Consider the following 13,241-nt stretch of genomic DNA (forward strand, 5'->3'; position numbering starts at 1 on the left):
ACCGGTTCCAAAAGCGTCACTTCTTGTTGCGCGAGAGCTTGCCGAGGAGGCTGCCCAGGCCAGCCTTCTTCTTCGAGCGGATTTCGCTTCGCCCGGTCAGCACATGGGCAATCTCGTTGATGATCGCGACAACCGGGTTCTTGGCATCCATCTCGCCGAGCATACGCCCGTTGTTGGCGGCATTGCCGAACAGCAATGGATCGAAGCCGATGACCGACATCGGCGTCAGGCCGAGCGGCTCGGCGAAATCGGACGGCGAAATTTCCGGCCGCTTGGGAACGCCGGCCTGGTTGATGATCAGCTTCGGCGGCGGGTCGTTGGGACGAAGCCGCTTGAGCATGTCGACCATGTTCTTGGTGTTGCGCAGATTGGCCAGTTCCGGCGTCGCGGTGATGACGATCTCGTCGGCCTTGACCAGCGTGTTCTTGGCCCAGCCGGTCCAGACATGGGGGACGTCCAGCACCAGAAGCGGCACGCTGCGCTGCGCAGTATCGACGAGCTGCGCAAAGGCATCGGGGTCGAAGTCGTAGACGCGTTCCAGCGTCGAGGGCGCCGCGAGCAACGACAGATGCTCGGCGCACTGCGTCAGCAGCCGGTCGAGATAGACCTCGTCGACGCGCTCGGGCGAGAACACCGCCTCGGCGATGCCCTGTGCCGGATCCTGGTCGAAATTGATGTTGGCCGTGCCGAAGGCGAGATCGAGGTCGGCGACGACGACCTCGGATTTGAACAAGGAAGACATTGCCCAGGCGACATTGTGGGCGATGGTGGAAGAGCCGACGCCGCCCTTGGCGCCGACAAAGGCGATCGAACGGCCAATCGGTTCAGCCTCCGGATCGACGAAAATCGACGACACGACACTGACGATGTCGGCCATCGACACTGGCGCGATGACATATTCGGAGATGCCCGAGCGGATGAGCTCGCGATAGAGACCGACATCGTTGTAATGGCCGATCACCACCACTTTCGAGGACGGATCGCAGTATTCGGAGAGCTGGGCGAGTTGCTCCAGCAATTGCTTGGGTTCGCTGCGCGACTCCAATAGGATCAGGTTCGGCGTCGGCGCCGACTGATAGAACTCGATTGCCGTGGGAACGCCGCCCATATGGACCTTGAGATGCGCCTTGGTCATACGGCGGTCCTCGCCGGCGCGCTCGACCGGATTGGCAACGCCCTCGGTCTCGCAGAATGCCTGGATCGAGATGCGCGGAACCGGCCGCAACGCCTGCATCGCGGCGATGTCCTGCGGTGATGTATCACCGCCGTCCACGGTGGCGTCATAGGCAAGATTGCTCATGGTCATGCTCTTTTCCGTGGCTTCTCTTTCCTCGAGGGCTCGGCTCAGTACGTCACTTCCGAACTGCCGAGGAATTCAGTCGAAATGCCCCTGCTGCGATAGACATCGATCACCGCGCCGCGATTTTCCGCGTCGATGGTGGTCTGTTTACGCGGTCCGAGCAGGTCGGCCGGGTTCGCCATCTGGGCGGCGAGATTGTTCTGATAGGAGCAACCGAAGTCGGCATAGTGCTTGTTTTCCGACGTCTCGACCAGATCCGCGGGCCAGCGTCCGCATTTGTCGGTCTGGGCTCTCACCGCGATATAGGAGACGCGGATCGGGGCCGAAGCCTCGCCAGATCCAGCCTGATAGGAGACCACGACGATCCGGTTGCGCTTGATGCCGCTGGCGACCGCGAGCCTGGCGAAGTCACGGCCGGCCGCCGCCGCGGCGACCTCGTTGGCCGACCCGCTCGGAATCTGGATCGTCAATGTCGGCGCGGCACTCTTGTCATAGCCGTCGAGGAAACCGAGCAGCGTGTCGCGCTGCGAACCGGTCATGCCGCGGTCGCCGGCGCCGACGGGCAGGTCGATCTTCTGATTCTTCTCGGCAATGACGATCGGATGGTTGGTGCGATAGTCGTCCGGAATCGCGCCGACTGTGACGCTGTCGCGCTGGGCACAGCCGGCCAGCAGCGCGGTCATCGCGACCGCCAGAACCGGCAGCATCCGCAGGCCAGCCCGCAAGTGGCTGGCGCGCATCGTCGTGGCGATGGTCCTGGTCTTCAACGCTGACTGAGACATGTCCGCTTCCCCATTCACTTGTAGATGTAGCCGACAACGCCGTGGTACCGGCCGTTGGGCTTGTCGGTCTGCATGGTGCCGTAGACGCGATTGACCTTGCCAAGGAACATGGCGGCGCCGTCGCTGGCAGCGTTGAAATTGTCGTCCGGCTTGGCGAGATCGTTGCGCGCCACCGGCTTCACCAGATAGGGCGTGATGATGATGACGAGTTCGGTCTCGTTGCGCACGAAATCCCTGCTGCGGAAGAGCGCGCCGAGCACCGGGATCTTCGTCAACCCGGGTAACCCATTGACGGCTTGCCTGACATCGTCGCGAACCAGGCCGGCGATCATCATGGAGCCGCCCGAGGGCAGTTCGACTGTCGTGTCCGCAAGACGCTTGCGCAGTGACAGGGCATTCATGCCGATACTGGTGTTTGACGTGGATGCCGAGGTGGATCCTTCGGTTGTCGGTTCGGAAACCGAGGTTCTGACTTTCAGGCTTATGCGACCGGGCGACAAAACCACCGGCTGGAATTCCAGGCCGATGCCGTACTCGATCTTGTCAACGGAATAGTTCTTCAGGCCGGTCTGATTGCCGGTGGACACGTTGGCGCTGACCGAGGTCACCATATTGTATTCGCCGCCGACCTTGAAGGTCGCCTTCTCCCCAGACACGGCGGTCAAGGTCGGCTCGGCCAAGGTCTTCATGACCCCCGACTGCTCCATTGCGTTGATATAGGCCTGCAGCCCCGACGCGCTGATATTGAAGCCGGCATTCGACAACGGCTTGCCGAGGCCGGTGAAAGGGTCGCTGAGCGCGCCGTAGCTGATGCCATTGCTGCCGCCGGTGCCGACCATGTTGACGGCGAGCTGCTTCATCACCGAGCGGCTGACTTCGGCGACCGTCACCTTGAGCGTGACCTGGTCGTCGCCGATGATCTGCAGAAGATTGACGATCTTCGAGACGCGGCGTTCCTGGTCGGGGTTGTTGATGTCGACACCGCCTTGAGCTGAGCCGCCAGCCGCGGTCTGCGAATACTGCCCGGTCGTTGCTTCACCGCCGGAGACGAAGATCGTCGCCAGGTCGACCGCCCGCTTTGCGTCCAGCGGCGTATCGACCGTTCCGGTCAAGACGACGTTGTCGTTCAGCAGTTCCACCTTGACGGCCGAGGTCGGCAGGAAGCGCCTGATGTAGTCTTCCAGGCCAGCGACATCGCGTTCGACGGCCAGATCCAGACTGGCGATCTGTTCGCCGTTCGGACCGAAGACGAAAATGTTGGTCTCGCCGACCGACTTGCCGAACAGATAGATGCGCCTTGCGGTGCGGGTTACCGCATCGGCGACGCTCGGGTTGGCGACGAGAATGTCATAGGCATCGCTCGGCAGATCTATGACCACCGATTTGTTGAGGCCAAGCTTGACGCGCTGGTTGGCTGTCGTGGCCGTCACCTGCGTGCTCTTCGCCTCGACAACGCCCTGCACATTCGTTCCGACGAGCAGCAGGCCGAATGCCGCGGCCACGATTGCCGGCAGTTTACCGCTTAGCCTCATTTCCTTGCCCCTACTTCGGAAACTTCGCCCGACTTGATCAGTCTCACCGTTCCCTTGCGACCATTGCCGGAAACGAGATAGTCGGCCTCGCCTAGATTCTTTTCCTGGGTATCCGCGACCGCGCGCAACGCCAGCGTCAGGCGATCCGCCATCTGCTGTGCGACGGTGATGATCTCCGCCTGCTTGGGCGTCAGCTCCAGGGTGGCGGTCTGGCCTACCCTGGTCTTCTTGCCGTCCTCGTCTTCCTGGATCGTCTGGTCGATCGCCAGGACGCGGATGTTCTTGAGGATGGTCTCGGTGTTGAAACCGGTGCTGCCGCTGTTGGCATCCGCCCTGCGGGTCATGATGACGTCGACGAAATCGTTTGGAAGGATGAAGCCGCCGGCCGAAGTGTCAGCCGATATGGTCGTGGCGACAGCCCGCATCCCGGAAGGCAGGATGGACGACATGAAGCTCTGCCCCTCGCCGATCAGCTTGGAACGCCGCACGGGCTCACCCGCATACATCGGCACGCGAGCGATCGACGCCTTCAATTTCTCCAGGGCGTCGGGAGCGTTGGCCTTGGTGATGAAATTCGGGTTGACGCCGTCGGCCGGCCAGGATTGCCAGGAAATGTTGTTTTGAAGTGCGTTGCCCATCGCGACATCGCCCGAGAGCACAAGCACGTCCTGCAGGGGCACGGCGGGAGCCTGGGGGCCGGAATCGACCACGATCTGGGGCGGTGGCGCGGCGACCATGTTTTTCGCCACATAGCCAGCGCCACCCGCCGCGGCCACCGCCACGCTCAGAATAATAAGTCGGGATGCTGGCATCTGTCCGAACCTCGCCCTTGGCAAACCACGTAGCCAGGCCGGACTTTGCAGCGGCAATCGTCAAAACAAGGTTAATGTAATGCTTACGATCGTGATTAATTTAAGGTTTACATAAATTAGACGGATCGCGCCGCCACGGGCTAAAGAGACCTTGCCGAGGCTCTTTCAAACCGGTCGGGCAATGCGGTCAGGGAAACGGAAATCAGATCGTGTTCAGCCGGCAAGCCTGGCCAGTGCCCACACCATCAATGGCGAATCCGGATAGGTCAACAGCCCGCCAAGACCGAGCGCGATCCCGTAGGGAATTCCGACCGACTCTTCCGCGAAATGGCGCAGGAACGGATTGCGGCCGGTGATAACCGCCAGCGGCGACTTCCGGTAAAGCAGAATGGCGATCGTCAGCAGGCCGCCGATGAGCGTCGAGACAACAAGGTATTCGACGAGGTGGATGTTCAGCCCCATCCACACGGCCGTTGCCGCCAGCAGCTTGGCGTCGCCGCCACCCATACCACCCATTGCGAACAGGCCGAACGTCACGGCAAGGACCAGGGCGCCGGCGGCGAAATGCCAACCATAGGCTGCCCATTCCATACCCGTCAGCGGCGCGACCAGCGCGAAGACGACGACAAGCAGCACCGACACGCGGTTGGCGATTGTCATCGACAGCATGTCGGAGATCGCCGCAAACAGCATGCAAAACGGAAAGACGACGAAGATCAGGGCTTCAAGCATCGGCGCCATGCCTATTGTTTACTGGCTCAATCTAGGATGGATCGATTAACGATTGATGAGGCCTGAAAAGGACATACGGCTCTGTCAGCCGCGACATCGACAGGCAACAATAAACAGGGGCCGCCCGTGAGGCGGCCCCTGTCCGAAAGACAATCTGAACGTTCAGCAGTAAGCCGATTAGCTGCCGCTTGAGTTCAGGGTGTTTCCGATGGTGGAGAACTTGGCGTTGATTGCATTGCCGAGAGCGCCGGCGCCGGTGATGATGGCGAGCGCGATGAGGGCGGCGATCAGACCATATTCGATAGCGGTCGCGCCGGATTCGTCCTTCACGAAACGTGCAAAAAGGTTAGACATTCGAGAGCTCCTACTCCACGTGTTACAGCACTTCCGTCAACTTCTGTGATGGTTGATCGGATGCTGCCAATCTAGGGAGAAGCTCTTTCGATCGGCTTAATAAACAGCCTTACCGATTCCTTTCCCGGCTCGAACGGAATGCGTGGTTAACTCGACGCTAAGCGCTGGCTAATGTACTGTTTCGCAAGCCGATGCGGCAAAAGGCAAGGGCCTCGGGAAAGCCTGCGACCGGCCCGGATCCGGGCCATGCGGGCGGCCACGCCGACTGCTACATCCGGCGCAGGCAAGCCGACTTAACCGTTGGTTCACCAATCTCGTTCATGTTCCGTTGAACAGTTTGCTTGCGGGAGCGCATCGATGGCCGTGCAGAGATCTTCAATCCTGATTGCCGTGCTTCTTGCCGCCACGAGCGTGATCACGCCGGCCATGGCCGCCGCCGATATCGAAGTCACGATGAATCAGGCCAAGATCGTTAAATTGTCGCGCCCGGCAGATACGATCGTCGTCGGCAATCCGGCAATCGCCGATGCCTCCGTCCAGGACGCCTCGACGATCGTGCTCACCGGCAAGGGTTTCGGTGTCACCAATCTCGTCGTCCTCGACCAGGAGGGCAGCCCGATCGTCGACGCGCAGGTTACCGTCGTGCGGCAGGCTGCCTCGACGGTTCGCATTTACCGGCGTGCCGAGGTGCAGACCATGTCCTGCACGCCCTATTGCGAAAGCTCCTACAAGAGCGAGGCTGAAAAATCCTCCGAGGCCGAGATGAGCGCAAGCAAATAAGCTGCGCCCCCGGCGGCCGTCCAGGTTACCGGCCGGTTAAGGCGCCGGCGCCGACTTTAACGATCATTCAAACCGGGCCTCAATTGGTTTGCGCTAATACACCCTGTCGGAACCGTCCAGGGGTGGCAGGAACAGGGCATGGGCAACGAAGTCAGGTCGACAAGTCAGCACAAGGCGGAGCGCACCGGGTTTCTGACGCGCTTCGTTCGCAATCGCCGTGGCAGCACGGCCATCGAATTCGCGATACTTGCATTGCCGTTCGCCCTCCTCGTATTCGCCATCCTTGAAAGCTGCATCTCGTTTGCCGGGCAGGAGGTGATGGCCAACATCACCGACGACGTCGCTCGCCAGTTGCGCACCGGCCAGTTGCGGCCGGCCGATGTCGCGGGGGGCAAATTGACGACCTTGATCTGCGGCAGGCTGCAGATCATCGTCTCCTCCACGGATTGCCCGCAACAACTGCTCGTGGATCTTCGCGAGTATCCGACTTTCGCGGACGCGGCCACCGCGACCTTCAAGATCCAGGGCGGCAAAGTCGTGCTGATGCAAGGCACGAACTCACAGGATTTCGCAAACACGCCTGGCCTGGCGGAATCGAAGAATATGCTGCGGGTCTTCTACGCATGGCCTGTCATGACCGATCTGATGGCCAAGTCGATGGCCAATCTGAATGGTGGCAGGACGCTGCATTTTGCATCGGTGACCTGGCAGAACGAGCCGTTCGACAATTGAGTTCGCAACGACCAGCAAGAAAAAAGGCAAATGCCATGATGCGTGCGGGGGCACATCTGAAAATTGCGGAGTCCTGGAGCAGGACGATCGGATTCTGGTCCAATCGCAAGGGGGTCGCGGCGGTCGAGTTCGCGCTTATCGTTCCGATCCTGCTGGTCATGTACTTCATGACCATGGAGGCTTCGCAGGCCATCGAGACCAGCAAGAAGGTCAGCCGCATCGGCAGCATGGTTGCCGATCTCGTCACCCAGCAGCCGACCATCGTCAAGGCGGATCTCGACGCCATCATGAAAATCGGCACCTCGACCATTCAGCCCTACAATCGCTCGACGCCGAACATCACCATCACGGCAATACAGGTCACCACCGATACGCCGCCCAAGGTGAACGTGGTTTGGTCGCGCAAGGTGGTCAATGGCGTCTACAGCATCGCCACCACCCTGCCCGCAACCACCACGGTTCCGGCAACGCTGAGGGTCGCCGGCACCTTCCTTATCCGTGTCGAGAGCAATCTGGCCTACGCGCCGATTATCGGCTGGACGACGGACACCCAACAAAAGCTTGGACTGACCAAATCCCTCACCGCCACGATCCCGATGGGTGAGACCTACTATCTGCGCCCGCGCAGAAGCCTGACCATCCCCTGCAGCGATTGCTGAAGACTTCTACCGCTGGCCACCATCGGCCGACAGCAGGCGCACGATAGCCTCCGCCGTCGCATAGTCCTTTAGGCCCACGGTCAGAAAGCCGCCGGAGTGTTTCGATTCCAGCAGATCGTAGACGTCCGGCGTCGTCGATTTGAGATTGGTGAGGAACACGCTCAGCCGGCGTTTGGCTTCCGGGTCGAGATCGCTGCGCACGGCATGGGGACCGTATCTCAGCAAGCTCGACATCCAGACCACCTGGACGGCAGACGGCGAAAGGCCGGCCGCTTCAAGCCTGGCCTGCGTGCCGCCGGATAGCAGCGACTGGCCGTCGGCCGCGGCCCTCACCCAGCCGAACGAGGCGTCGGCCTGACCGTCGACGAGCATGGTTTCCGCCGCGGATGCCGAGCCGGCATGGATCAGAAACGGCGCATCTTCGGCGATCTTGACGTGTTCGGCGGCCAGTTCCGCCAGCGGCAAGAGCGAGCCTCCGACGCTGTCCGGCGGCGGCATGGCGATCCGGTGCGTCTCCATCGCCGCCAGGCCGGACAACTTGCCGTCCCGTGTCAACAGCACGGAGCGGATGCCGGCCGCACCATCGGAATCGACGGGAGCGACAAGCGGCTCGATGCATCCACAACGCTGCAGCGCCGTCGCATAGGCCGTGGCCGAATAGATGGCGTACTCGATCCGGGCGTTGGCCTGCGCCTCGATCAGTGCCGCGTAATCGCGCGCAACGACGAACTCCACCTTCATGCCAAGCGCATTGGTAAAGGACTGCGTCAACAGCGCCAGCCCCGGAACGGTGTTGCCGGCGCCAGGCTCGGCGACGATGCCGATGCGGAATGTGCCGATATCATCGCGCCAGTCGGCCCGCGCCGGATCACAGAAGAGCGCGCCGTGCATGACCACAAGGGCAGCACAGGCCTTCAGCGTGGCGTTCATGACAAGACCGTCCTGCGTTTCCTTCGATCCATGCCCAAGCCCGGTGCTTCGTGACGCTTTGTATCTCTGATTGTGCCTGTCGTTGTCCCAAAGCCGCTACGCAATTCTAGACGACATGGGGCTCTCAGCTCGTGCATCTCGTTGCCCCAAAACCGCTGCGCACTTTTGGGCGACATGCACTCTTGGCTTGTGCGTGTCGTTGCCCCAAAACCGCTGCGCACTTTTGGGCGACATGCACTGGACTATCGCGCCAAGCCGTTGCCGTTTGGTTTCCGAATTGCCAATGCCGCCATGGAACCCTATGTCTGGGCGTCCAAACTGGCAACAATGACCCGATGGCGCGTGCTTTTCTCTTCGTCCTGGACTCTTTCGGCATCGGTGGCGCGGCCGACGCCGAACGCTATGGCGACGCCGGCGCCAACACGCTCGCGCATATAGCCGAAGCTTGCGCCGAAGGGCGCGCGGACCGCGAACGGCTTCGACAAGGGCCGCTGTTCGTCCCGCACATGGCATCGCTCGGGCTTGGCAAGGCGGCCGAGACGGCGACAGGATTGGGTTTTGCCCATTTCGGGACGGATCTGGCCGCCAATGCCTTCCATGGCGCGGCGCAGGAAGTTTCGAGCGGCAAGGACACCCCGTCCGGCCACTGGGAGATCGCGGGGCTGCCGGTGCTTTTCGACTGGGGTTACTTTCCCGATACGGTTCCCGCCTTTCCGGCTGATCTGACCGCGGCGATGATCCGCGAGGGCGAGGTGCCAGGCATTCTCGGCAACTGCCATGCGCCGGGCACCGAGATCATCGAACGGTTCGGCGAGGAACACATCCGCACCGGCAAGCCGATCTGTTACACCTCCGTCGACTCGGTCCTGCAGATCGCCGCCCACGAAGTCCATTTCGGGCTCGAGCGGCTATATGAATTCTGCCAGGTGGTGCGCCGGCTGGTCGATCCGCTCAGAATCGGGCGCGTGATCGCGCGGCCGTTCGTCGGCGAGACCGCCGCCACCTTCCAGCGGACCTACAATCGCCATGACTATGCGGTGCCGCCGCCGGAGCCAACCTTGCTCGACCGGCTGACGGCGCGGGGAAGCCGCGTCATCGCTGTCGGCAAGATCGGCGACATCTTCGCCCATCGCGGGATTTCGGAAGTGCGCAAGGCCGCCGGCAACATGGCCATGTTCGACAAGGCGCTCGGTGCGATGGACGATGCCGGCGAAGGCGATCTCGTTTTCGCCAATTTCGTCGATTTCGACACTGAATTCGGCCATCGCCGCGATGTCGCCGGCTATGCCGCCGCGCTGGAGGCCTTCGACCGGCGGCTGCCGGAAGCATTCGCGAAGCTGCGACAGGGCGACCTTCTCATGCTGACGGCCGACCACGGCAACGATCCGACCTGGCGAGGGACCGATCACACGCGTGAGCGCATCCCGGTGATCGGCATGGGACCGGGTCTGGCAGGTGGCGATATCGGACTGAGAACGACATTCGCCGATATCGGCGAAACCGTCGCCGAACACCTCGGGCTGGCGCCCGGCCGCCACGGTACTTCTTTCCATGCGATGATTGGCGGCCATGCCTGAATTGCCCGAAGTCGAAACGGTCCGGCGTGGCCTGCAGCCGGTCCTGGAAGGTGCCCGTCTGGCCAAGGTCGAGGCGCGACGTCCAGACCTCCGGTTTCCCTTTCCCGAACGCTTTTCGGAAAGGCTGACCGGCAGGACCATAACGGCGCTTGGTCGCCGGGCCAAATATCTGACCATGCATGTGCAGGACGGCCCGGTGCTGATCTGCCATCTCGGCATGTCGGGTTCGTTTCGCATCGAGACCGACGACGACGGCGGGACACCGGGCGTGTTCCACCACGAGCGCTCGAAAAGCACGGCGCACGACCATGTCGTGTTCGATGTCGTCGCCGCTAACGGCGCCCGGTCCCGCGTGATCTTCAACGACCCGCGCCGCTTCGGTTTCATGCTGTTTGCGGAAGGATCGCCGGAAACGCATCCGATGCTGGCCGGACTGGGCGTCGAGCCCACGGGCAACACGCTGGACGGCGTGCTGCTCGCCTCGTTGCTGAAAGGCCGCGGATCGCCGCTGAAGGCAGCGCTGCTTGACCAGAAGCTGATCGCGGGGCTTGGCAATATTTATGTGTCGGAGGCGCTTTGGCGCGCCGGCCTGTCGCCCCTGCGCGAGGCGGGCACCATCGCCAAGCCCGGCAAGAAGGCCAGACAACAAAGCGAACGCCTGGCCGAGGCGATCCGCTCGGTCATATCGGATGCCATCGCCGCCGGCGGGTCGTCGCTGCGCGACTACGTGCACACCGACGGATCGCTGGGCTATTTCCAGCATTCCTTCGCCGTCTACGACCGCGAGGGCGAGCCCTGCCCGAAGCCCGGCTGCGGCGGCCATATCGAGCGCGTCGTGCAGAGCGGACGCTCCACCTTCTATTGCCGGACCTGTCAGAGCTGAGTTAGAGCAATTCCAGGAAAAGTGGGAACGGTTTTCCCGGGAAAAGCGCATAACGCTTTCCCTTGGGAATTGCGTCAAAACAAAAAGATGGACCGGGGTCGAGCGAGGAGAAGCAGCCATGGCTTATGAAACGATCATCACCGAGACGCGCGGCAAGGTCGGGCTGGTCACGCTGAACCGGCCAAAGGCGCTCAATGCGCTGAATTCCCAGATCCTTGCTGAACTCGTCGCAGCCGTGAACGGTTTCGGCGCCGATCCCGGCATCGGCGCCATGGTTCTTACCGGTTCCGACAAGGCCTTTGCCGCAGGTGCCGACATCAAGGAGATGCAGGCGATCTCCTATGTGGACGCCTATAGCCAAGACTTCTTCGCAGGTTGGGAAGAGCTCACACGCACTCGAAAGCCGATCATTGCGGCGGTCGCTGGCTATGCGCTGGGCGGCGGATGCGAGCTGGCGATGATGTGCGACTTCATCATTGCCGCCGACACCGCCAAATTCGGCCAGCCCGAAATCACACTCGGCGTCATTCCCGGCATGGGCGGGTCGCAACGCCTGACCCGGTTCGTCGGCAAGTCGAAGGCGATGGACATGTGCCTGACCGGACGGATGATGGATGCAGCGGAAGCCGAGCGCTCGGGCCTGGTGTCGCGGGTCGTGCCTGCCGCCGAGCTTGTCGAAGAGGCGGTCAAGGCAGCGGCCAAGATCGCCGATTTCTCGCTGCCATCGGTGATGATGGCGAAGGAAGCCGTCAACCGTTCCTACGAGACGACGCTGGCCGAGGGATTGCGGTTCGAACGTCGTCTGTTCCACTCGCTTTTCGCGCTCGAAGACCAGAAGGAAGGCATGGCCGCCTTCGCCGAAAAGCGGAAGCCGAATTTCGCCAATCGGTAGGGCGTTGCCGGCACGCGACCGAAACCCTGTGGCGTCGGCCAAAAAGAACGCCAGGCAGCGTTGACGCGCCGGAAAAGCTGAACTATAAGCCGCACCAACCGAGGCGGCCCTGTGGCTGCCCGTTTGTTTTTTGCGCCCTGCGGCACGCCGCATGCGCCGACCAGATCAGAAGAGAGGCATCATGGCCAACACATCCTCGGCCAAAAAGGCAACGCGCAAGATCGCCCGCCGCGCGGCGATCAACAAGAACCGCCGCTCGCGCGTGCGCACCTATGTCCGCCAGGTCGAGGAGGCGCTCGCCTCCGGTGACAAGGCTGCCGCGCAGGCCGCCTTCAAGGCCGCCGAGCCGGAATTGATGCGCGCCGCGACCAAGGGCGTCATCCACAAGAACACAGCGTCCCGCAAGGTGTCGCGTCTGGCCGCACGGCTCAAGGTGCTGTCGGCCTGACATCGCCTTTACAGACTAGCTTCTCTAAAACCCGGCCGATCGTGCCGGGTTTTTTTCGTTTGCCGGCAAGTACTTAAAAAGAATGCTCGGAAACGGCGCCCAAGGCGGATTCCAAGCTTCGAAATGCTTTGCCGGCACATGCATGCCCGCTGACGGTTGATATGCTCAAAAAATGCCGCCTCAGAAATTCTCAACTATCACAAATAAGCGATATTTTTCAGCTACTTAGCCATGGTCATCCACAGCCTGTCCACAGACCCCCGAGAGGACGGGAGGACAACTGCCTGTCAAGCGAATTATTTCAGAATATTTCGCGCCGGCCCGGCTTTTTCATATTCGCCGGAAAAGGGTTTGAATCACAATGGCTTTGTCAAAATATGCCGTAACGGCATGACGTCCGAAGGGGCGCGAGGTAACCAGATTCCTTAAAAATCCGTTAGACGTGGCCTTGCCCTATCCACAGCGATTTCGGTAATGTCGATCTATCGAAAGGGACGGGCCTCTGGCCCTAACCCAGCCTGACGCAGCCAGCTTAAATTGGCGGGATTTGCGACGCGGATCAAGTCCGCGGACGGCTTTGGTTTGCTCTTTTTCGATACGGTAGGGGACTGGCGTAACGACACATGGCAGGTTGACAGCGCGCCGGCGTTTTTCGCCGGACGATGTTGTATTGCCCTGACATACCCAACGCGGACTGGCTTCCATGGGCCGGCACCGGTTCCCTCCGAATAGTGGGCGACGTTCATTGCCGGCGGCGGCAACGGGCATCGTGGCGAAGACACAGTCGCTGGAAACAAGGATGCAGGAGGCGCATCCCCGGCGGAAAAA

At 61.6% G+C, this 13,241-nt stretch carries 14 protein-coding genes; 7 read left to right on the forward strand and 7 right to left on the reverse strand.

Features of this window, described 5'->3' with window-relative positions; genetic code table 11:
• Nucleotides 1-16: 16 nt before the first annotated feature.
• The 6 genes from JG746_RS34065 to JG746_RS34090 all read right to left on the reverse strand — a co-directional run bounded on the left by JG746_RS34065 (nucleotide 17) and on the right by JG746_RS34090 (nucleotide 5,512).
• Nucleotides 17-1,306, reverse strand: coding sequence for an AAA family ATPase (locus JG746_RS34065; protein WP_202356306.1), 1,290 nt, complete (start codon nucleotides 1,304-1,306; stop codon nucleotides 17-19).
• Nucleotides 1,307-1,344: 38 nt separating this feature from the next.
• Nucleotides 1,345-2,082: a CpaD family pilus assembly protein gene (locus JG746_RS34070; RefSeq protein ID WP_202356307.1), complete on the reverse strand. Its 738-nt coding sequence runs from the start codon at nucleotides 2,080-2,082 to the stop codon at nucleotides 1,345-1,347.
• Nucleotides 2,083-2,096: 14 nt separating this feature from the next.
• Nucleotides 2,097-3,614 carry a type II and III secretion system protein family protein gene (locus tag JG746_RS34075; RefSeq protein ID WP_202356308.1) on the reverse strand — a complete coding sequence of 506 codons (1,518 nt, stop codon included), beginning with the start codon at nucleotides 3,612-3,614 and terminating at the stop codon, nucleotides 2,097-2,099.
• Complete coding sequence (gene cpaB / locus JG746_RS34080) at nucleotides 3,611-4,426, reverse strand: Flp pilus assembly protein CpaB (RefSeq protein WP_202356309.1); 816 nt, start codon at nucleotides 4,424-4,426, stop codon at nucleotides 3,611-3,613. Before cpaB ends, JG746_RS34075 begins: the two co-directional genes overlap by 4 nt.
• A 213-nt stretch (nucleotides 4,427-4,639) precedes the next feature.
• Nucleotides 4,640-5,158 (reverse strand): A24 family peptidase, encoded by a 519-nt coding sequence (locus JG746_RS34085; RefSeq protein WP_202356310.1) that lies wholly within the window; start codon nucleotides 5,156-5,158, stop codon nucleotides 4,640-4,642.
• A 177-nt stretch (nucleotides 5,159-5,335) separates the two neighbouring features.
• The gene (locus JG746_RS34090) at nucleotides 5,336-5,512 is read right to left on the reverse strand and encodes a Flp family type IVb pilin (protein ID WP_202356311.1); all 177 of its coding nucleotides are present in this window, start codon (nucleotides 5,510-5,512) and stop codon (nucleotides 5,336-5,338) included.
• 357 nt (nucleotides 5,513-5,869) lie between these two features.
• Between JG746_RS34090 and JG746_RS34095 the strand changes: the two genes are divergently transcribed.
• From JG746_RS34095 to JG746_RS34105, 3 genes are all read left to right on the forward strand, one after another.
• Entirely contained in the window at nucleotides 5,870-6,292 is a 423-nt protein-coding gene (locus JG746_RS34095; protein ID WP_202356312.1) for a pilus assembly protein N-terminal domain-containing protein, read from the forward strand.
• A gap of 138 nt (nucleotides 6,293-6,430) precedes the next feature.
• Nucleotides 6,431-7,024: a TadE/TadG family type IV pilus assembly protein gene (locus tag JG746_RS34100; RefSeq protein ID WP_202356313.1), complete on the forward strand. Its 594-nt coding sequence runs from the start codon at nucleotides 6,431-6,433 to the stop codon at nucleotides 7,022-7,024.
• Between the two features lie 35 nt (nucleotides 7,025-7,059).
• Nucleotides 7,060-7,683: a TadE/TadG family type IV pilus assembly protein gene (locus JG746_RS34105; protein ID WP_202356314.1), complete on the forward strand. Its 624-nt coding sequence runs from the start codon at nucleotides 7,060-7,062 to the stop codon at nucleotides 7,681-7,683.
• Between the two features lie 6 nt (nucleotides 7,684-7,689).
• On the opposite strand, the gene JG746_RS34110 is transcribed toward JG746_RS34105, so the two are convergent.
• Nucleotides 7,690-8,613, reverse strand: a complete 924-nt coding sequence (locus JG746_RS34110) for a phosphate/phosphite/phosphonate ABC transporter substrate-binding protein (protein WP_202356315.1) — start codon at nucleotides 8,611-8,613, stop codon at nucleotides 7,690-7,692.
• A 335-nt stretch (nucleotides 8,614-8,948) separates the two neighbouring features.
• Here JG746_RS34110 and JG746_RS34115 point away from each other — a divergent pair, with 335 nt between their 5' ends.
• From JG746_RS34115 to rpsT, 4 genes are all read left to right on the forward strand, one after another.
• On the forward strand, nucleotides 8,949-10,190 hold the full coding sequence (locus JG746_RS34115) for a phosphopentomutase (protein WP_202356316.1): 1,242 nt from the start codon (nucleotides 8,949-8,951) through the stop codon (nucleotides 10,188-10,190).
• Nucleotides 10,183-11,073: a bifunctional DNA-formamidopyrimidine glycosylase/DNA-(apurinic or apyrimidinic site) lyase gene (mutM, locus tag JG746_RS34120; protein WP_202356317.1), complete on the forward strand. Its 891-nt coding sequence runs from the start codon at nucleotides 10,183-10,185 to the stop codon at nucleotides 11,071-11,073. The genes JG746_RS34115 and mutM overlap by 8 nt, the downstream gene beginning before the upstream one ends.
• A gap of 118 nt (nucleotides 11,074-11,191) precedes the next feature.
• Nucleotides 11,192-11,965, forward strand: a complete 774-nt coding sequence (locus JG746_RS34125) for an enoyl-CoA hydratase (RefSeq protein ID WP_202356318.1) — start codon at nucleotides 11,192-11,194, stop codon at nucleotides 11,963-11,965.
• Nucleotides 11,966-12,146: 181 nt separating this feature from the next.
• Entirely contained in the window at nucleotides 12,147-12,413 is a 267-nt protein-coding gene (rpsT, locus tag JG746_RS34130; RefSeq protein ID WP_010913342.1) for a 30S ribosomal protein S20, read from the forward strand.
• The last annotated feature ends 828 nt before the right edge of the window (nucleotides 12,414-13,241 follow it).

The organism is Mesorhizobium sp. 113-3-3, assembly GCF_016756495.1.
In the GTDB taxonomy this organism is placed as follows: Bacteria; Pseudomonadota; Alphaproteobacteria; order Rhizobiales; family Rhizobiaceae; genus Mesorhizobium.